This is a genomic window from Parashewanella curva (assembly GCF_003675895.1).
GTDB lineage: Bacteria > Pseudomonadota > Gammaproteobacteria > Enterobacterales > Shewanellaceae > Parashewanella > Parashewanella curva.
Map to the genome: position 1 here is coordinate 1 of NZ_ML014821.1, position 20,159 is coordinate 20,159.

Sequence of the window (20,159 nt, forward strand, 5' to 3'; positions counted from 1 at the left end):
TGATAAGTACAAAGCGCTACATAAAGATCACCAGTTAACGTTGTTCTGAGATAAATACCCCGCTTCGCGAAGCGAAGTCGAGCCGAAGGTGAGACAGCTTGCTGCGGGGTAGTTTATTTTTTGTGCTATTTGAGCACTTTTCTGTTCAAGGCGTGAGCAGTGAAGCTTAGCCATCTAAGTAAGCTGGTCACAACACCGAACAGGAAGTGCTCAAAAGCATCAAAGACAGCGTAAATTGGTCACTTCTGCTACGTTATCGTTTGTTTATGTGGAGCAACCACACCTCACAAACTCCGCCTTGCATAAGATAACCAATTTATCGCTGCAAAAAAATCACGAAAGATCAACACGCCCTAACACAGTTAATTCACTTGATTAATCAACTCACCTGATTGATAAGACTTAATATTTTCATCCGTTACCGCTAATAATCGCTGCCTTGCCTCCAATGTTGCCCATGCGATATGTGGCGTAATGCTGATGTTGGGGGCTGATAATAAAGGGTTATCGGCCGCTGGTGGTTCGGTGGATAGGACATCAACGCCCGCATAAATCTTACCTTGATGTAATGCGTGAGCTAAATCAGATTCATCCACTAAACCACCTCGGGCGCAGTTGATCAAGAGTGCGCCTTGTTTCATCAAGTTAAGTGTGTTGGCGTTCACTAATTTCTCTGTTTTCGGTGTCTGTGGACATTGCAAAGACACGATATCAGATTGGCTGAACAATTCTTCAAGGCTTACCCAACGGGCATTTTCGGGGAGTTTCGTTGGTTTGGTGCGAGAGTGAATAAGCAGCTTCATTTGCATGGCGCTGGCAATGGCCGCTACTTGTTTTCCAGTTTCGCCAAAACCAATCAACCCTAAGTGCTTGCCGACTAATGAATACGTGGTGCTCAGTTGAAAGCAAAAATCATCGCTATTTTGCCATTGTCCTTGCTTAACCGCTTGATCGTGTTTTGCCAGTTGCTGAGTGTGATTAAGAATATGAGCAAACACCATTTGCGCCACAGATTGAGTGCTGTAGGCTGGGACATTACATACAGCAATGCCATTTGTTTTGGCGGCTTCAATATCAACCACATTAGTGCCCGTGGCTAATACGCTGATGAATTTCAGTTTTGGCAGTTGAGCTAAAGTTGTGGCATCCAATACGACTTTATTGGTCAGAATGACCTCAGCGTCTTTGGCTCGTTCAATAACTTGAGCAGGTGAGGTGCGATCATAACAGGTTATATCGCCTAGAGCTTTTAGGCTTGTATCATCAAGATCACCAGCATTAAGCGTAAAGTAATCCAAAATCACAATCTTCATTATTTGAATCCTCGTTCGTGCTTGAGCTGATCATAAGCTGCTTGAATATCTTGAGTCTTTTTCTTTGCCAGTTCCATCATTTCTTCTGGTAAACCTTTCGCCACCAGTTTGTCAGGGTGATGCTCATTCATTAGCTTACGATAAGCACGCTTGATGTCTTTATTGCTGGCGCTGGAGTCTAGGCCAAGGATTTGGTAAGCATCGGCAGCACTGGCTTTTCTGGCGCGTCCACCTTGAGATTGTTGAAATCGAAATTCAGCTTGCCAACGTGACAATAATTGCTCAAGTTGTTGTTGGCTATAGCCTAATTCTTGAGCCACCGTGGCTAATATTTTCCGTTCATTGCCATCCAGTTCGCCATCCGATAATGCTGTTTGAATTTGGATTTCCAAAAACATTTGATTTAATTCAGGGCGACGGCCAGTCGATTCTTTAAATTCAGCAAGGCAGGCTTTTAAATTGAAGCTGTCACTTTTGCCTTTTCGAAATGCATTTTGTGCATCGGTTCGAGCCTGTCCATGTAAACGCATTTGATCCATCAGCATGGTGGCAATGCGAATATCAGTTTCGGTTACTCGACCGGAAGCTTTAGCAACATGACCCATAACAGCAAAGGTTGAGTTCAAAAATTGTCGTTGGCGTTCGGCGGCTTGTCCTAAGAATGCTTTTGCTCCTTGAAACTTGTCATACATATGACCTAGCCATAGCCCTAATAAAGCTCCAAAAAATCGGCCAAACATAAAGCCGATCATAAAACCAAAAACTTTACCCCAAATTTTCATTGAATGTGCTTCTCTAATTGATGTAATCGCTCCACGGTGCCAACATCACACCATAATCCCTTAAAGTGCTCAGCGTGGATCAGTTGTTTGTCGGCAGCAGGGCGTATTAATAAAGGTGTTCCAAAAGCGCCTTTAGGTGCATTATCGAATAACTTCGGATGGTAAATTCCCATTCCTGAAAATGTCAGCATAGTCCCTGATTCATTTTGTAAGTAATGGTTCGAAATACCAAAATCTCCGCTCGGATTATGAGATGGGTTATCGACTAGCCATAAATGAGCAAGACAATGCTTTGGTAATCGAATGTCCGTAATTGAGTTAGGTAATTGATCAACAAATACATCGCCGTTAATAACAAAAAATGGCTCACTTCCCAATAATGGTAAAGCATTGCAGATACCGCCACCTGTTTCTAAAGCTTCTGTTTCATGGCTGTAATGGATCTTTAACTGCCATTGGTCACCATTCCCGAGAGCGTCAGATATTTTATGCCCTAACCAAGCAATGTTGATGACGACCTCTTTTATGCCAATAGCAGCCAACTTCTCTAAGTGGTAAACAATTAGTGGCTTACCGTTAACCGGAACTAAAGGTTTAGGCAGCGTGTTTGTTAATGGCCGAAGTCGTTGTCCACGACCAGCTGCTAAAATCATTGCCTTCAAAGTTTTGCCTCTACTTTGGGAAGTATGTCTTGTTGTAACCAAGCGACTAATTCAGAAAACTCATTATATCGGCTTCCGACTTCAATAAGGTAATGAAGTGATTGAGGAATATCGGCTAAATATCCACTTTTTCCGTCTCTATGGTGAAGTCGGGCAAATATACCAGCAATTTTTAGATGACGCTGCATTCCTGTTAAATCAAACCAATATTGATATTGTTCAAATTGGGTGTTTGTTGATAGTAGCTCGTGCTTTAGGCATTGTTCAAAGTGATATTTGGCTAAATCATCCACCACTGTTGATGGCCACACTGCGTAGCAATCACGGAGTAAAGAAACCGCATCATAAGAAATTGGGCCAACCACGGTATCTTGAAAATCAATTAGAAACATTTGCTGGTTATGAAGCATGATATTCCGGCTGTGGTAATCTCGATGCATGGCAACTTGAGGTTGGCTGACAATGGCCTTAGTTAATGTATTAAAGACTTGTAGCAGCATTTTCTGTGTCGATTCATAAAGCGTATAGTTAAGGTGCTTTTTTAAAAGCCAATCATTAAAAATGGATAACTCTGTTGAAATAAACGCTTCATCGAAAGCGGGTAACTTATGTTTGTTGGTACTTTTTACTTTGGCAACAAGCGGCAGAAGTTCGATGGCTTGTTGGTATAATGGCATAACCGTATCCGCATTTAATGCTGAATTCAGCATGTTATCGCCTAAGTCGGTAAGCACCATAAAGCCAAGTTGTTCATCGTGGTGTAATACTTCTGGTGTATATAATCCTGATTGCTGGTAACTTTTAGCTAATTCAATAAATGGCAGTATTGGCACTAAATCTGGTGGTGAGTCTACAGCGATGTAGCTTTGATTATTGTGTTTAAAGCGAAAATAGCGCCTAAAGCTGGCGTCTCCAGAGATGAGTTGTAATTGAATGTATGGATCAAAACATAAACGACCCCATTCAGTTAGCTGAAAAAATCTTTGATCGGACAATGGCATCTCATAGCTCTTAATTAAAAATTGATTTATCATAACCACTAATTTTGCCCACATTTTGCGATTTTTTGGGCTGACAAGAATATAGTCTTCTTTTATTTGCATTTATAGACCAAGATTATAACTTTATTCATTTTTGGCATTGATTGACGAATATCTAATGAACTTTCGCTTTTTATTGGTACTAAGTCTTACTCCTTCTATTGTTATCGCGCAACAAGCTTCTGAATCAGAAGCTGCTAGTTTGCATCCAAAGACAGACGATTCTCAATGTCTGATCCTTCCTCCGTCTGCACCAAGAAAAAGCCAAGCCACAATGGGGTTGAATAACAATCACATTTGGATTGAATCAGATCAATCTGATGCACAAATGGGGAAAGAGGCACATTTTTCAGGAGGGGTGACCTTCAGGCAAGGCCCTCGGCATATTTACGCCGATGAAGCCACCGTTAATAGTGAGTCTCAGCAGTTATCAGCTAAAGGTAATCTGACCTTTGAAGATCCGTTAGTCACAATTACCGCAGACTCCATTGAAGGCCAGATGAAAAATAACAGTGCCACTCTGAAAGGGGCACAATATTGGCTAAAAGGGCAGCAAGTTCATGGTGATGCCAAGCAACTTGAGATTACTCCAGAGAATAATCTGATCTTAAATGGCAGTAGTTTTACAACCTGTCCTCCTGAGAGTCAGTCTTGGGTGTTAGAAGCCAATAAAATAAAAATAGACAGTAAGGAAGAATGGGGAGAAGTGTGGGGAGCAAAACTCAAAATCGGTGATGTTCCGGTGATGTATGTTCCTTATATGACCATTCCAGTGTCTGATAAACGAAAGTCTGGCTTATTGTTCCCAAAATTCAGTACCAGTACCATCAATGGTGTTGAGCTAGAAGTCCCCATTTATTGGAATATAGCGCCTGAATACGATTTAACTTTTACCCCAGATTATATGTCAAATCGTGGCTTATTAAGTAAGGTTGAGTTTCGCTACTTGATGCCAGGAGAGCAAAACAATAACCAAAACGGTAAGCTAAATTTTGAGTACTTGCCGAGTGATGACCACCTTCAAGGTAATCCTAATCGTTATCTATATCACTGGGAGCATCAAGGTCGAATCAATGAAAACCTTCGTGTATTAACCAACTTTACAGATGTATCAGATAACAACTACTTCACTGATTTTAACTCTGATGTTCAACAAGCGACTGATAACCAATTGGTTAGAGTAGGTGAATTAAATTACTTAAACAATGATTGGGATTTAGGCTTAAAAGTACAAGACATTAAAGTGCTTGGGCTATCTGATAAGCCTTATCAAGTGATGCCTCAGCTCAGTTTTGACTATCGTTTCCCTGAATTAAGTAACAACCTTAATTTTGATATTTATTCAGAAGTAACCAATTTTGCTCATGATGAAGACACGCACAACTCTGCGACTCGTTTACATATTGAGCCACGTTTGCTGTTGCCACTATACGGGCCAGCTGGATCTTTCACGACAGAATTGAAGCTTTATCAAACCAATTACTGGCAACGCAATGGCTTGAAAAGTTTAGGGTTGGAGAAAAGTGTAAGCCGTACTATTCCTTCTATTCGGTTACACGGACAGGTTAATTTAGAGCGTCAAACTCAGCTATTTGACCAAAATTATCGCCAAACCTTTGAGCCGCAAATTCAGTATCTATATGTCGGTTATCAAGATCAATCCAACATTGCTTTATACGATACAGCTCAATTACAAGAGGACTACTACGGTTTATTTAGAGATCGCCGCTTTTCTGGGCTTGATCGTATTGCCGATGCTAACCAGGTCACCTTGGGTTTAACCTCACGATTGTTCGATGAAAGTAATAGTGAAAAACTGAAATTTAGTTTTGGACAAATTTTTTACTTACGAAACAGCAGAGTAGGTTTATCCAATAATGAGCTTGCTAACCAACCATCATCATCGGTGCTGGCCGCAGAATTAGATGCCCATGTTTACAATGATTGGTATGTCAGTTCAGAAGTTCAATATGACACCAAACTCAATGAAACTCGTAAATATGAAACCACATTAGATTTTCGTCCAGAAGCCAATAAGCTGTTTCAGTTAAGTTATCGTTTTGTGCGTGATTTAGTTAATAGTAACGCTAATACGGGCGACAAAGTGGACATCGCTCAGGCAGGTACACGTATTGCGTGGCCAGTTAAGCAGAACTTATATTTTGTCGGTGATTGGTATTACGACTTTAAACGAAAACGTTCGATTGAGAGTTATGCTGGTTTCCAATATGAATCATGCTGTTGGGTAGCGCGTTTGAGCTATCACTATCGGATCAGAACCAATTTTAATGATAATATTGCGACGACTCCAATCGATCGAGAACAGTTTGAGAGTGGTATTTATCTTAACTTCATGATTAAAGGGTTGGGGGGCTCAGGTAACCTTGGCATCTCAGATATGTTGAAAGACAGCATCTTTAATTACAGAAAACCCATTTATTTAACAGATTAATGTGCTAGATTGCTGAACCTCTGTCAAAAGACGTAGTCAAAGCGAACAGTGAAAAAATAATTAATAATCAGCCAAGGATTTTGTGGATGAGATTTTGTAAACAAGTGATTTTTGCCGTATGTGCAGTGCTGTTGAGCCAAACGGTGATGGCAGTACCACAGCCATTGGATCGAGTTGCAGTTCAGGTGAATGACGGCATTATCTTGGAAAGTGAAGTCCAAGATATGTTACATACGGTTAAAGAAAATGCTAAGGCAAATAACCAAAAGTTACCGTCGGATAAGGCGCTGAGAACTCAAGTAATTGAAAGATTGATCCTAACGCGGCTGCAAATGCAGATAGCTCAACGTATCGGCCTAAATATTGGTGAATTACAGTTAGATCAGACTATTAATAATATCGCAAAAGAGCAGGGTGTTACCGTTGAGCAAATGCGCCAAAAGGTTGAACAGTCAGGATCGTCTTTTGCTCAATACCGTGAACAATTACGCCAAGAAATGACCATCGGTGAAATCCAACGTATTCAAGTTCAACGTCGTATTCAAGTATCACCACAAGAAATCACCAACCTTGTAAATTTAATTAAAGAACAAGGTAATAAAAACGTCGAGTACCAAATTGGTCACATTCTTATCGAAGTACCTAGCAACCCGACTAGCCAACAACTCGATGCAGCAAGTAAACGAGCACAAACGGTACTAAAGCGTCTGAAAGATGGTGCTGACTTTAAGAGCACGGCAATCGCGGCTTCATCTGGTCCTAAAGCACTTGAAGGTGGTATTTGGGATTACATGAACATTAATGCAATGCCTACTTTATTCGCTGAAGTCGTAAATGGTGCCAAAAAAGGCGATATTCTTGGTCCTATTAAAAGTGGTTCGGGGTTCCATATTATTAAAATTATGGATATTCGTGGCCAGCAACTAAATGAAATTAAAGAAGTAAAAGCGCGTCATATTCTGTTAAAACCATCACCAATTTTATCTGAAGAGCGAGCTAAATCATTATTGACTGATCTTTTAAAGCAAATTCGAGACGGCAAACAAAAGTTTGCTGATGTAGCCCGTAAGTATTCTGAAGATCCAGGTTCAGCAGCTAAAGGTGGTGAGTTAGGTTGGGCACAGCCAAGTATTTATGTTCCAGAATTTGCTAAGACGCTAGAAAATTTGAAAATTGGACAGATCAGCGAACCATTTAGAACCAGCCACGGTTGGCATATTGCTCAATTAGAGGAGCGCAGAACGGTTGATGCTACGGATAAGTTTAATACTAACCGTGCACATCAGTTGATCTTCCGTCGAAAATTTAATGAAGAGTTACAAAACTGGCTTGATGAAATGCGTTCAGAGGCTTACATCGAAGTGTTTGACGATAAAAAATAAGGAACACCTTTGACAACTAAACGAATCGCCATCACGCCGGGAGAACCGGCGGGGATAGGCCCTGATTTAGTCGTACAACTTGCTCAGCAGTCTTGGGATGCTGAGCTTGTTGTTTGTGCAGATCCAAATTTGTTGATGGCTAGAGCCAAACAACTCGGCTTGCCGCTCAAACTAAAGCCATACCAGCCGACGTTAGAGGCGCGACCACAAGAGGTTGGAACCTTAACCATAGTGCCTTTTTCATTAGAAGCTGATGTTGTCTGTGGTGAGCTTAATGAAAAAAATAGTGCTTATGTCGTTGATACCTTGAGCTATGCTGGTGAAAACAACATGAATGGTCAGTTTGATGCGGTTGTTACTGGCCCAGTTCACAAAGGGATCATTAACCAAGCTGGTATTCCATTCAGTGGTCATACGGAATACTTTGCTAGTCAAGCTGAGTGCCGTGATGTGGTTATGATGTTATCAGCACCAGAGTTGCAAGTGGCGTTGGTGACCACTCACATCCCGTTAGCATATGTATCTAAAGCCATTACTCCTGAGCGATTAACTAATATTACCCAAATTTTGCATAAGGATTTGACTGAAAAATTTTCCATAAAAACGCCCAAAATTTATGTATGTGGATTAAATCCACATGCCGGTGAGGATGGACACCTTGGTCGAGAAGAAATCGACATCATCATACCAACGCTAGAAAAGCTAAGAGCTGAATTAGATGCTGAGCTTGTTGGCCCATTACCAGCTGATACCTTATTTCAGCCAAAATACTTAGCTGATGCCGATGCTGTTTTAGCTATGTATCATGATCAAGGGCTTCCTGTGTTAAAATCTCTTGGGTTTGGTAAATCAGTAAATATTACATTGGGCTTGCCTTATATCCGTACATCAGTGGATCATGGCACAGCACTTGAATTGGCAGGGACTGGTGAAGCCGATATTGGCAGCTTCGTCTGTGCTGTGAAAAAAGCCATAGAGCTAGCTAATACACAGTAATTTTTAAATCCTTTAAACCTCTTATCATTTCAGTTTTAAGTAATACCTTAGCTTGTATGAAATGGTAAAGTAGGTAAACACACAGTGTCATTTTTTGTTTGTGACATATTGTGACAGTAAGCGTCTTTTTTTAGGATGAGCATGAGTAGTAAAGTTCACTTAGGCCACACGGCCAGAAAACGTTTCGGACAAAACTTTTTGACCGATACCAATATTATTGATCGTATTGTTTCCGCCATTTCACCAGATAATGAACACGTTATGGTAGAAATTGGCCCAGGCTTAGGCGCGTTAACAGAGCCTGTAGCCGAAGACGTAGATAAGCTTAATGTAGTTGAGCTCGATAAAGATCTGGTTGAACGCTTACAGCAACATCCATTTTTAAAAGATAAGTTAGAAATTTATCAAGGTGATGCGCTTAAGTTTGATTTTGAGCAACTCGCTCAGCCAAATAAAAAAATGAAAGTGTTTGGTAACTTACCTTACAATATTTCAACGCCGCTAATGTTTCATTTATTTGAGTTTTCTTCACTCATTGAAACCATGCACTTTATGTTGCAAAAAGAGGTGGTATTAAGACTTTCTGCAAGCCCAGGTACGAAAGCATACGGTCGCTTAACCGTAATGGCTCAATACTATTGTCAGGTTGTGCCAGTGCTTGAAGTCCCCCCTGGCTGTTTTGCTCCACCACCAAAAGTTGATTCAGCGGTTGTTCGTTTATTACCATACGAGAATAAACCATACCCTTGTGATGATGTTGAAGTATTGCGTAAGCTGACGACTCAAGCTTTTGGAATGCGTCGTAAAACATTGCGCAATAACCTTAAAGGTACGCTAAACGATGATGATTTTGCCAAATTGGACGTTGATGCTAGTTTAAGAGCTGAACAAATCACCGTTGAGCAATACGTCAAAATGGCGAATTACCTCATAAAAAAATAAAGCTTCAGGGTTGAAAATGTCGTTGTCAGAATCAGAGTCTCCAATTCGTGTCGAAGTGAGCACAGAGTACATTGATGATCAGTCTTCACCAGATGAGGACAAATATGTGTTTGCTTATACCATAACCATCATAAATCTCAGTGATAAAAAAGCGACGCTGAAGAATCGTCATTGGATCATAACTGATGGCAACGGCAAACAAACCGAAGTTCAAGGTGATGGTGTAGTTGGTGAAACACCGACCATTCCTCCAAACAGTGCGTATCAATATACCAGTGGCACCTTGCTCGATACTCCACTAGGCTTTATGGAAGGCTTCTATGGGATGGTGACCGAGGACAATAAGGACTTTAGAGCCCCAATCCCGATGTTTAGGCTAGCAGCACCAGGAACCCTTCATTAATTGCGGAAAATAGCGTGGCAAATTACTTCGTCGGCGATCTACAAGGATGTTATTACGAACTGCGCCGCCTTTTAGATAAGGTGGCCTTTGACCCGTCTCAAGATACTCTATGGTGCGTTGGTGATTTAGTGGCACGAGGACCAGACTCTCTAGCCACTCTCGAATATCTCTATCAGCTTGGAAATAGTGTTAAAACCGTTTTGGGAAACCATGACTTACACCTAATGGCATTAGCGGCAGGTATCAAAAAACGGAATCCTAAAGACAAGTTAGATCTTCTGTTAGATTCACCGCAATTGCCTGAATATATTGACTGGCTAAGACAGCAGCCATTAATGCGGTATTTGCCGAAACACCAACTTATTATGACTCATGCTGGTGTACCACCTCAGTGGAATATAGATACGCTCATCGCTCAAACAAATAAGGTGTCCCAAGCTCTACAGCAAGAAGATTATATATCTGAGCTGATTGCAAAAATGTACCATGATAAGCAAGCCTATTGGCATGATGAGCTTAGTGAATTTGAAAAACTGCGTTACACCATTGATGCACTGACTCGTATGCGATTTTTACATGACGATGGCAGTTTGAACTTTAATTGTAAGCAACCACCGGAACTATGTGATGACCCCTCTCTTCAACCATGGTTTAAATGGGATAGTGAAATTAAAGACACAAATCGCCTTATTTTTGGTCATTGGGCTGCATTAATGGGAGAAACTAATGATCCAAACGTGATAGCTTTAGATACAGGATGCGTTTGGGGAGGACAAATGACGTTATGGCACTTAGAAACGTGTGAAAAAATTACCCAAAAAAGGTTAAAGAAAGTTTAAAATAGGCCGACAATAAATATTATAAAAACCCTAGAATCTTAGGGAAAAGCTATAAGAGTCGGAGTACCCATGAAAATTTCTGTAGCCAATCGCGTAGTTGGTGGATTCACTTTGGTGACCGTAATGCTGATTGTGCTCGGCATCATGTCTCACACTACAAATCAAACTTCTAAAGAAAGTACACTTACCATGCAGCAGCTCAGCTTGCCTGCATTGAAAGCGACGAATCAACTCTCTGGCTTACTGACAGAGCAGCAGAACTTTTCATTGATGGCGTTTCACGCATCATCTTCTTCGCAGTTACCAAAAATTCAAAATAATTTTGATGAAAATCATAAAGACTTTAATGGCAATATTGCTAACCTTGTGGCTTTAATGCAAAAACAAGCGCAATTTGATGGCGTATTGAATAAGACACAGGCTGAATATAAACATTATCAACAAGTTAGTAAGACACTGTTAGCGAGTAAATTACGAGTATTACAATTAACTGAAACAGCGAACAGTCAAGCACAGGGTATTGAAACAGCGGTGGAAGATACTGGTTCGGTTTTGCTCGATTTAATCGATTATCAAGAAAGTGACGATAAAATGCTGCAAGGCATAGCAAGTACAGCCTCTTTACTTGATCCGATACTCAATAACTTAGTTTCTCAAGTACAAGAATTACTATCATCGGTAAACGAACAGCAATTCAGCATTGTTGAAAAAGAACTTAACTATGCCATTAAAGAGATTATTGAAAAGAAACAATTCTTAGCTAAGCAATTAGATAACAACTTGCTGGGAGACACGCTCCAAGAAACGAATGATGGACTTTCACAAATCTTATCCTTACTTCAAGGTAATGGTTCAATTATTAAAAATAAACAGAGTCAGTTACGAACTGAGTTAAAAGTGAATGACTCATTTTCGGAAATGAATAGCAAGGCAAGTATGCTCAAGACTGCATTAGAGCAGCTTAACAACAATATTGAAGCATTCAGTAATGATATTAATGCTATGGCCATTGAGAGCATTGATAATGCTAGTTTCCGCTCATTGGTTGTGGAAATATTTGCTATTCTGCTTGCGATTGTTGTGAGTTTCGCTGTGGTTCGTCCATTAAAGTCGTCTTTAGATGAAGTCAACAATGCTCTTAATATTTTGGCATCTGGCGACTTAACTCATAAGCTTGATGATAGTGGTAACGATGAATTTGCTAAGTTGGCTACCAACTGTAACCGTCTTGTAGATAGTTTAAGAAGTGTTATCACTGGTATTCTGGATCGCTCGACTCAGCTTGCAGCAGCAGCGGAAGAAACTTCTGCGATTACCTCTCAAACTACTTCGGGCATTAAAGAGCAAAAGGACAAAGTTAATTTAGCTGCAACAGCAACAACGGAGCTAAACTCTAGCGCTCAACAAGTGGCTGCAAGTGCAGACTTAGCGCTTGAACAAATCAAACTTGCCGATGATGAAGCCCATAACATTCGTGAAATTGCATCAGAAAACAAACGTATTATTTTAGAACTGGCTGACGAAGTGACAACGGCAGGGCAAGTGATAAACAAAGTACACTCTGATAGTGAATCAATAGGCTCGATTTTGGATGTTATTCGAGGCATCGCAGAGCAAACAAACTTACTTGCATTAAATGCGGCTATTGAAGCGGCACGAGCAGGTGAGCAAGGTCGAGGCTTTGCTGTTGTAGCAGACGAGGTAAGAAGCCTAGCATCACGCACACAAGAGTCTACCAGTGAAATTCAGCACATGATTGAAATGCTGCAACAAGGCACTGAAGAAGCGGTACAGGTAATGGAACTTGGGCGTGCACAAGCAGAATCTTGCGTAGAGAAAACTGAGCAAGCCAACGTTGCTCTAGAAGCTATTAGCCAATCTGTTCATAAGGCTTTTGACTCTGGGTCACAAATTTCAGATGCTGCGAAAGAGCAGAATTTAGTGAGTAAAGAGGTATCACAAAAGTTAGAAGATATTTCGACTATATCAGAAGAAACAGCGTTAGGTGCGGACCAAACCGCTGAGTCTAGCCATCAGGTGGCTAAGCTTGCTGAAGAGCTTCAAGTTTCTGTGGGAGAGTTTAGGGTTTAGTTCGAAATACTATAAATCTTTTCAACGCCTGCTTTTCATATAGCAGGCGTTTTGTTTTATGCACACATCTAATTTCTCGTGGGTATTTTCCATCCATAACATTCAGTTATAGTTCAGATGCTTTATATAGAATGAACAGAGCTAAAAAAATATAAAGGTTTGGTATGTCTACTGTTCAAGATATTGGTTCTCTCAACCGTGTTGAAGCTTTTGCTGCTAATTCAATCGGAAATATCTGCTTATATGCTGCAAGGGGATTAATAATTTTTGGGCCTTATAGTGTTATCGCAGCTCCCGTTCTTTCACCTGCATTAACTGCTATTGAAACTTTTTTACTGCCAGAGGAAACTCAAAATGACACATACATTTCAAGAGGGTTCAGAATGGTATTGAACCCAACTAAATGGGGGATTAAGGTGGTGACTGATAAAATAAGTTAAGTTGATATACTGGTTCATCTGACCATCGCTTTACTGATTGCGTAGCAAATATAGAGCATTCTGATTTCAATTCTGTGCAATTTTCTTGTAAAGGGCTCAGTTACACTACAGGCAATAAATTGAAATTGATTCAGTCATTCAATTATGAGGAAAAGAAATGATTACTCGCCCAACAGGTTTACCATCTTGTCATACTGACAACTCAATAAAGTCAAGCATCTCAAATCACCTGATTGGAAACCTTTGGCTGCATGGTAGCGTAGGGTATGCCGTAGCTGGTCCTATGCTTGGTTGTGCATGTGCTGTACTTTCCCCTATAGGTACTATCATTGAGGAATACTTAATGGGCGATACAAGTGACAATGAGAATTATACCTACCAAGGGATAAGAGTGATGTTAAATCCATCAAGATGGGTAGTGAAAGGTCATGAATTAGGGGGTTCTAAAGCGAGAGACTAAAAGATGGAATTAATCTATTCCATCTTTTAGTAATTGTATAAATAACTTTATAGACCTAGCTTGCCTTTCAAAACGGCACTAATAGGACTCGCTGAATGGCCGTTAGCATTTGCCCAGTCCCAAACCTTACTTTCAGCTAGTGCTTTTTTCGAAACACGCTTAACAATATATTCGCCCGTTTCATTAGCACCTGCTTTATAAGCGGTTTGAAGCAAGTTGTCACCGTTACACTTTAGGTCAGTATAAATGTTACGTAAGGTGAGACGGCCTTCTTTAAGCTTTTTACGAAGACGACTTTTATCGTCAGCTTTCACATAGCTACAGATACTGACAAAAAGTTGTTCATTAGCTTGAGTTGTAGGGGTTACAAGGGACGCTGCAATCAGAGCAACACCCGCGATTGTTAAAACGCGCATCTGATAATCCTTAATTGTATAAATTAGGTTATTATTTTAATGCGCTTAATTTACCATTTTTTTACTAAGTTGATAAAGCTATATTCTAACCCATCGGAGCTGATCCCTGACTCTCTTGCAACTTCTTTCCAGCTTCCGTCATTCCAATCGGGAAAATAAGTATCTCCCTCAACATCAATATTGATTTCGGTTAGGAAGAGTTTGTCTGCTTGTGGTAGAAGTTGTTGGTAAAGTTGACCGCCCCCAATTACAAATAGCTGTTCAATATCACCATCACCTGCTGCGATTTTGGCTTCTTCAAAAGTGGAAACCACGGTTACACCATCAATTTCTAAATCAGCTTGTCTGGAAATAACGATATTATGTCGACCAGGAAGAGGGCGACCAATGGACTCGTAGGTTTTCCTCCCCATCACAATTGGGTAGCTCATGGTTGTCGCTTTGAAGTGTTTGAGATCTTCCGGTAGGTGCCATGGCATTTGGTTGTTTTTCCCAATTACGCGATGGATAGTCATGGCGGCGATCATACATATTTGCATAGAATTTCTCTGAGGGTTGATATTTTTACGTCATTTTAAATGGTTACATACAGTGTGACCACTCCTCTGTATAAAACACACTTTATTAAGTTGAGAGGAAAACCATTTTGGTTTTTCAATCTAAACAAGGTTTAACTCTTTATTAACATGGAGGTTATTTAGGCAATGTAAAATAAGAGTGTAATTCAATAAGAGATTGTAATAATGGCTGCTGAAACACAACCATTGTTGGTAAACCAAGTGAATGGAGAATATGACATTCATTTTCGTAGTATAAATCCCCTTAATAGCCAGAAATGTCACTGGGAAGGCTTCCTTGAGCAAAATAAAACTGAAGTAAAAATTAAATTCTCGGACGGCACGATTCGTGACTATAAAATGTACTTAGAATTAGAAAAGACAAAAATATGCTGGAAAGTATTTACTAGCTCAGTCATTGCCACATTTCACGAACAAAATATTGGTGTCAATCAAACTGCAGAAGGGGAGGGTTTGGAGTTTGAACTCTCTAAAGGGTTAACCTTTACCCTGCAACGAGAGCGAGAGTTACAAAAGCTAATTATTAATTCAAAACATAGTGCGATTGGAAACAGAGAGCTTTTGGCTGAAGACAACGCAAGCAAGGGAGAAATATGTTTATATGGCACAGGGGTCGTTGGACTAGGAGCTTTAGCTTGCCTATGTTCTCCTTTAATTGCTGCATGTGCAATATTGTATTGCGCTTTAAATGACTGTGATAATTGATTTCATAGAAGACTTGAACCTTTATAAAAAAGCACGTCCTTGTGACGTGCTTTTTAAGATCACTTAGCGCTCGTAAACGACTTCAACATCATAGTCATTATCGTCGAAATCGTCATCGAAATCATCATCATAATCTTCATTGAAATCCGTGTCAGTGGCTTGGTGATAGTTATCCCACTTAAATTCCACTTCTTTCTCAGGATCGACGGCTTCTTCCTCAGCAGGTAAGCTTTGGATAAAGTCTAGCAACTTAATGCTAAGCTCTTGGGTACCTTCGCGGTTATAAGCTGAGATAGTATGTATTTCATCTTCCCAACCTAGGGCATCAGTCACACGTTTGATTTGCTCTTCAAGTTCTTCTTCAAGCAATAAGTCAGTTTTATTGATCACTAACCAACGTGGCTTAGAGGCGAGTTTTGGAGAATACTTTTCAAGTTCTTCCAAAATGGACGTCGCAGCTTCAACAGGATCGCTTTCGTCGATCGGCGCAATATCGATAATGTGTAGCAGTACACGACAACGCTCTAAATGCTTTAAGAAGCGGATACCTAAGCCTGCGCCATCCGCAGCACCTTCGATCAAACCTGGAATATCAGCGATCACAAAGCTTTGTCCCGATCGCGGATTTACCACACCAAGGTTTGGTACTAACGTGGTAAACGGATAATCAGCCACTTTTGGCGTAGCACGCGAAACTGAGCGAATAAAGGTCGATTTACCTGCATTGGGTAAACCTAATAAACCAACATCAGCAAGCAGCATGAGTTCTAGCTTAAGGCTACGAACTTCACCCGGTGTGCCTAGTGTTTTTTGGCGAGGTGCGCGGTTGGTACTACTTTTGAAACGGGTATTGCCTAAGCCGTGGAAACCACCTTTAGCGACAAGCAGTTTTTGACCGTGTTTGGTTAAGTCACCTAAAACCTCTTCGGTTTCTTCGTCAACCGCACGAGTACCAACAGGGACTTTTAAGATCAAGTCTTGACCACCACGACCAGTACAATCGCGACCACGGCCATTTTCACCACGTTCTGCGCGATGAAAACGCTCAAAGCGGAAATCAATCAGGGTATTGTAGTTTTCATCTGCCAGCAGATATACGCTACCACCGTCACCGCCGTCACCACCATCTGGGCCACCATCGGGGACGTACTTCTCACGTCTGAAGCTGACACAACCGCTGCCACCATCACCCGCTTCAACTCGAATGACTGCTTCGTCGACAAATTTCATAAATACTCCTGATTCGCTTTAATAGGGAGATTGTACCTCTATTAAAGGCTTAATAAAACAAAAGCCCCGCCAGAGGCAGGGCTTAACTTGTTCGCTTCGAAGTTTAAATTAAGCTTCGATGCTTACAAATTTACGGTTCTTAGAACCTTTAACTTCGAATTTCACTTTACCGTCAGATAGAGCGAAAAGAGTGTGGTCACGACCGATACCTACGTTGTCACCAGCGTGGAATTTAGTACCACGTTGACGAACGATGATGTTACCAGCTAATACTGATTCACCACCGAAACGCTTAACACCAAGACGTTTACTTTCTGAATCACGACCGTTACGGGTAGAACCGCCAGCTTTCTTATGTGCCATGAGTTAGACTCCCCTTATTAAGCGTTGATAGCAGTAATTTTAACTTCAGTGAACCACTGACGGTGGCCCATTTGCTTTTCGTGGTGCTTACGACGCTTGAATTTAACAATGCGTACTTTCTCACCGCGACCGTGGCTAACTACTTCAGCAACCACTTTGCCACCTTCAACTAAAGGTGCGCCAACTTTAACGTCGTCACCGTTAGCAACTAAAAGAACTTGATCAAATTCAATAGTTTCACCAGTAGCAACTTCTAATTTTTCTAAACGTACTACGTGACCTTCAGCAACACGGTGTTGCTTTCCGCCACTTTGAAAAACAGCGTACATAGCTATTTTACTCCGAGATCTTTAACACACCGCGTAAGATTTAAATAAACTCTAAACACCAGTGTGCTACAAAAATTTTTAATGACAATGGGCGCGGATTCTACGCTAAGAATGGAGGACTGGCAAGTATAAAATGAGAAACAAATGCTAAATTTAATCTAAAGGTCGGATTAGACATCAAAAGCTGTTTTACTTGCTAATTTTAGGTAAAATCAGCGCAATTTGCTTTTAATACTGGGCTAAAATTTGAAACAGCCCACACTTTCAGAGTTTACTATGGATTTACAAGCGATTCGCGCATTAACTGAAGACGATATGCAGGCTGTTAACCAATTGATTTATAAACAGTTGGAGTCAGATGTAGCTCTTATTAATCAGCTTAGTTTTTATATTGTTAACAGTGGTGGAAAGCGTTTGCGTCCCCTGTTGTCAGTTCTTGCCAGTAAAGCCGTAGGCTATGAAGGTAACGATCATTTAAAGCTGGCAGCGATCGTTGAGTTTATTCACACTGCTTCTTTATTACATGATGATGTTGTTGATGACTCATCCATGCGCCGTGGTCGTCAAACCGCAAATGCCTTGTTTGGAAACAGTGCTTCAGTATTAGTCGGTGACTTCTTATATACGCGCTCATTTCAAATGATGACTGAGCTTAATAGTCTAAAAGTACTTAGAATTCTTGCTGATACCACTAACGTGCTTGCTGAAGGCGAAGTGATGCAGCTGATGAATTTGAACGAGGCTGATACCAGTGAAGACAATTATATGCGCGTCATTTACTGTAAAACGGCAAGATTATTTGAAGCAGCGACTCAATTAGCAGGCGTGTTAAAAAATGTTGATGAAGCTACAGAAAAAGCCTTAGGGGAATACGGTAAATTCCTAGGAACCGCTTTTCAGATCACTGACGATCTTTTGGATTACACAGCAGACAGTGAAGAGTTAGGCAAAAATATTGGTGATGATTTAGCCGAAGGCAAACCTACATTGCCGCTTATTTATGCGTTAGCCCACGGTAATGAACAAGAGAAAGCTTTGATCAAAGGTGTGATCGAAAAAGCGGATGGATCGGAAGTGATCGATCAAGTGCTAGAAGCGCTTAAACGAACAGGTGCTTTGGAGTACACAGAAAAGCGCGCAAATGAAGAAGCGCAAAAGGCGATTGCTGCGTTGGATATTTTGCCAGAAAGTGAATATAAGCAAGCACTGTTAGGTTTAGCTCATATCTCTGTTGCTCGCAAAAATTAGAGATACCTTCCTATAGATAACACTTGAAAAGAAAAGCTGTTTCATTATCAAGTGTTATTGACTCAATATGATTTGTAAAGCTTTGGTTAAGTCTGTTGCGGTTATCATTATCAAATAATGACAATCGCTCACAGGAACTGGCATGGCCTTATCTCATACCCCTTTAATTTCGGCTACTACAAAACCGAGTTATCTCTCAATTTCCTATCAAAATGATACGTCAACTCAAAGACACAGTATTTTCTTGGACCAAGGTAAAGTGAGTTCAATTTCTAATGAAGAGTGGAGTCAGTTCGTCGCTTGTAATCAAATGAAGATTGAAGTCACAAGGAATGATAATTCTATTGTTGAATTTCAACTGTCTCTACGAAATAAGAGGTGTGGCTATTGCGAAGATGTGCTCATCTTAGCTGAATTTCATAAAATCTCAATGACTCATGATTTTGAAGCTCGATTTAAGTCAAGTGATTCACGCCTAGCAAAAGCATTATCAAGCAGTCTGACCGAAAAGCTGAATGAAGATACAACTTTGCGCCCTAAAGTTTGGAGTATGCAACACCAAGCTGTCACAAGTGAGGGTAACATCCCTAGATACCCTAGAACAATCAGACTCTATACTGCACAAGAAAGAAAAAAAAGTAAGCTTGAGTTTGCTGGAACTATGATAGGCGTAATCTTATGTTGGCCAATTGTGCTAGCGACAGCGCATAAGGTGAAATATTAAATTTAAACTGTTTACTTTGAAGGGCGTTTTGAATATCAAATTCATTGGAAGGTCTTCAGAGTAACCTTTTAACATTCACCTGTTTATAAAGGGTATATGTATGACCATCACTCAATCGCATACAGCTTCTACTCCTCTTTTACAGTCTTCACAAGCGGAGCGCCATATTGAATGCATAGCTTTTGGTGAAGATTCAAATCGAAGAGTGCTTTGGCTGAAACATGGACAGCTTCACACTTTGAGTGAAGACGATTGTGCTTTTTCATCGGTGCCAATGTCAGAAGCTTAATGTCAAACTTTCTAATAACAATAGTTCGGACAGTTTTCTAAATTGAGTTAAACCACTCGGAATCATGAGCAGGGTTTGCGAGAATAAAGTTTGCAAAAACATTCGTGAAACCACCGCTCATGATTGCTCTAGTAAATTCGGTTTTAAGCCAAATGTCCAGCTTTAAAAAACCACAAAAATCATTTATAGCCTTGCTACTTTCAATGCTCATTATCGTTCAAGGTAAGGCTAATTTTCGTAATATGAGCCGATACTGTAATTCAAGTGAGAAACGATTTAATCGTTGGTATCACAGGTTTTTTGACTTTCTTGGTTTTAATGAAATTCTGATTTTTCAGCAGCTGCCAAAGCATTCGAAATGCATTGCAGCTATGGATGCTAGCTTTATGAAGAAAAGCGGCAAACATACCGAAGGCCTAGCCAAATTCTTTCATGGTGCCATCGGTAAAGCAGAAAAAGGGCTTGAACTTTCACT

The 20,159-nt window shown here is 40.5% G+C and carries 22 protein-coding genes and 1 pseudogene; 14 read left to right on the forward strand and 9 right to left on the reverse strand.

All coding sequences use genetic code 11. From position 1 onward, the window contains the following. Positions 1-362: 362 nt before the first annotated feature. The 4 genes from D5018_RS17250 to D5018_RS17265 are packed head-to-tail and all read right to left on the reverse strand — an operon-like array spanning position 363 to position 3,860. Positions 363-1,313, reverse strand: coding sequence for a D-2-hydroxyacid dehydrogenase (locus D5018_RS17250; protein WP_121840234.1), 951 nt, complete (start codon positions 1,311-1,313; stop codon positions 363-365). Further along, positions 1,313-2,095, reverse strand: a complete 783-nt coding sequence (gene djlA / locus D5018_RS17255) for a co-chaperone DjlA (RefSeq protein WP_121840235.1) — start codon at positions 2,093-2,095, stop codon at positions 1,313-1,315. Before djlA ends, D5018_RS17250 begins: the two co-directional genes overlap by 1 nt. Then, a complete protein-coding gene (gene murU, locus D5018_RS17260; RefSeq protein WP_121840236.1) occupies positions 2,092-2,757 on the reverse strand; it encodes an N-acetylmuramate alpha-1-phosphate uridylyltransferase MurU in 666 nt (221 codons plus the stop codon). Before murU ends, djlA begins: the two co-directional genes overlap by 4 nt. After that, entirely contained in the window at positions 2,754-3,860 is a 1,107-nt protein-coding gene (locus D5018_RS17265) for an aminoglycoside phosphotransferase family protein (protein ID WP_243637461.1), read from the reverse strand. Before D5018_RS17265 ends, murU begins: the two co-directional genes overlap by 4 nt. Before the next feature lie 55 nt (positions 3,861-3,915). Here D5018_RS17265 and lptD point away from each other — a divergent pair, with 55 nt between their 5' ends. The 9 genes from lptD to D5018_RS17310 all read left to right on the forward strand — a co-directional run bounded on the left by lptD (position 3,916) and on the right by D5018_RS17310 (position 13,802). Further along, positions 3,916-6,249 (forward strand): LPS assembly protein LptD, encoded by a 2,334-nt coding sequence (lptD, locus tag D5018_RS17270; RefSeq protein WP_121840237.1) that lies wholly within the window; start codon positions 3,916-3,918, stop codon positions 6,247-6,249. An 86-nt stretch (positions 6,250-6,335) separates the two neighbouring features. Further along, entirely contained in the window at positions 6,336-7,631 is a 1,296-nt protein-coding gene (surA, locus tag D5018_RS17275) for a peptidylprolyl isomerase SurA (RefSeq protein WP_121840238.1), read from the forward strand. 9 nt (positions 7,632-7,640) lie between these two features. After that, on the forward strand, positions 7,641-8,627 hold the full coding sequence (pdxA, locus tag D5018_RS17280) for a 4-hydroxythreonine-4-phosphate dehydrogenase PdxA (RefSeq protein WP_121840239.1): 987 nt from the start codon (positions 7,641-7,643) through the stop codon (positions 8,625-8,627). 141 nt (positions 8,628-8,768) lie between these two features. After that, positions 8,769-9,569 (forward strand): 16S rRNA (adenine(1518)-N(6)/adenine(1519)-N(6))-dimethyltransferase RsmA, encoded by an 801-nt coding sequence (gene rsmA / locus D5018_RS17285; protein ID WP_121840240.1) that lies wholly within the window; start codon positions 8,769-8,771, stop codon positions 9,567-9,569. Positions 9,570-9,585: 16 nt separating this feature from the next. Further along, positions 9,586-9,972, forward strand: coding sequence for a Co2+/Mg2+ efflux protein ApaG (gene apaG / locus D5018_RS17290; protein ID WP_416351553.1), 387 nt, complete (start codon positions 9,586-9,588; stop codon positions 9,970-9,972). Positions 9,973-9,986: 14 nt separating this feature from the next. Further along, positions 9,987-10,811 (forward strand): symmetrical bis(5'-nucleosyl)-tetraphosphatase, encoded by an 825-nt coding sequence (locus D5018_RS17295; RefSeq protein ID WP_121840241.1) that lies wholly within the window; start codon positions 9,987-9,989, stop codon positions 10,809-10,811. A 69-nt stretch (positions 10,812-10,880) separates the two neighbouring features. Next, positions 10,881-12,902: a methyl-accepting chemotaxis protein gene (locus D5018_RS17300; RefSeq protein WP_121840242.1), complete on the forward strand. Its 2,022-nt coding sequence runs from the start codon at positions 10,881-10,883 to the stop codon at positions 12,900-12,902. Between the two features lie 164 nt (positions 12,903-13,066). Further along, complete coding sequence (locus D5018_RS17305) at positions 13,067-13,342, forward strand: hypothetical protein (RefSeq protein WP_121840243.1); 276 nt, start codon at positions 13,067-13,069, stop codon at positions 13,340-13,342. A gap of 157 nt (positions 13,343-13,499) precedes the next feature. Beyond that, entirely contained in the window at positions 13,500-13,802 is a 303-nt protein-coding gene (locus tag D5018_RS17310; protein ID WP_121840244.1) for a hypothetical protein, read from the forward strand. Between the two features lie 47 nt (positions 13,803-13,849). Here D5018_RS17310 and D5018_RS17315 read toward each other — a convergent pair whose 3' ends face one another. Then, positions 13,850-14,218: a DUF3718 domain-containing protein gene (locus D5018_RS17315; RefSeq protein ID WP_121840245.1), complete on the reverse strand. Its 369-nt coding sequence runs from the start codon at positions 14,216-14,218 to the stop codon at positions 13,850-13,852. Positions 14,219-14,268: 50 nt separating this feature from the next. Next, positions 14,269-14,757 (reverse strand): type 3 dihydrofolate reductase, encoded by a 489-nt coding sequence (folA, locus tag D5018_RS17320; protein ID WP_121840246.1) that lies wholly within the window; start codon positions 14,755-14,757, stop codon positions 14,269-14,271. Between the two features lie 204 nt (positions 14,758-14,961). Between folA and D5018_RS17325 the strand changes: the two genes are divergently transcribed. Further along, positions 14,962-15,501, forward strand: a complete 540-nt coding sequence (locus tag D5018_RS17325; protein ID WP_121840247.1) for a hypothetical protein — start codon at positions 14,962-14,964, stop codon at positions 15,499-15,501. A 63-nt stretch (positions 15,502-15,564) separates the two neighbouring features. On the opposite strand, the gene cgtA is transcribed toward D5018_RS17325, so the two are convergent. From cgtA to rplU, 3 genes are all read right to left on the reverse strand, one after another. Next, a complete protein-coding gene (gene cgtA / locus D5018_RS17330) occupies positions 15,565-16,731 on the reverse strand; it encodes an Obg family GTPase CgtA (RefSeq protein WP_121840248.1) in 1,167 nt (388 codons plus the stop codon). Positions 16,732-16,839: 108 nt separating this feature from the next. Further along, positions 16,840-17,094 (reverse strand): 50S ribosomal protein L27, encoded by a 255-nt coding sequence (gene rpmA / locus D5018_RS17335; protein WP_121840249.1) that lies wholly within the window; start codon positions 17,092-17,094, stop codon positions 16,840-16,842. A 17-nt stretch (positions 17,095-17,111) separates the two neighbouring features. Next, positions 17,112-17,423: a 50S ribosomal protein L21 gene (rplU, locus tag D5018_RS17340; RefSeq protein WP_121840250.1), complete on the reverse strand. Its 312-nt coding sequence runs from the start codon at positions 17,421-17,423 to the stop codon at positions 17,112-17,114. A 276-nt stretch (positions 17,424-17,699) separates the two neighbouring features. On the opposite strand from rplU, the gene ispB reads away from it, so the two are divergent. The 4 genes and pseudogenes from ispB to D5018_RS17360 form a co-directional block, all read left to right on the forward strand. Beyond that, positions 17,700-18,671: an octaprenyl diphosphate synthase gene (gene ispB / locus D5018_RS17345; protein WP_121840251.1), complete on the forward strand. Its 972-nt coding sequence runs from the start codon at positions 17,700-17,702 to the stop codon at positions 18,669-18,671. Between the two features lie 142 nt (positions 18,672-18,813). Further along, positions 18,814-19,395: a hypothetical protein gene (locus D5018_RS17350; RefSeq protein ID WP_121840252.1), complete on the forward strand. Its 582-nt coding sequence runs from the start codon at positions 18,814-18,816 to the stop codon at positions 19,393-19,395. A gap of 100 nt (positions 19,396-19,495) precedes the next feature. Continuing rightward, entirely contained in the window at positions 19,496-19,684 is a 189-nt protein-coding gene (locus D5018_RS17355) for a hypothetical protein (protein WP_121840253.1), read from the forward strand. Between the two features lie 152 nt (positions 19,685-19,836). Then, positions 19,837-20,159, forward strand: a pseudogene (locus D5018_RS17360) (hypothetical protein); the annotation flags it as partial.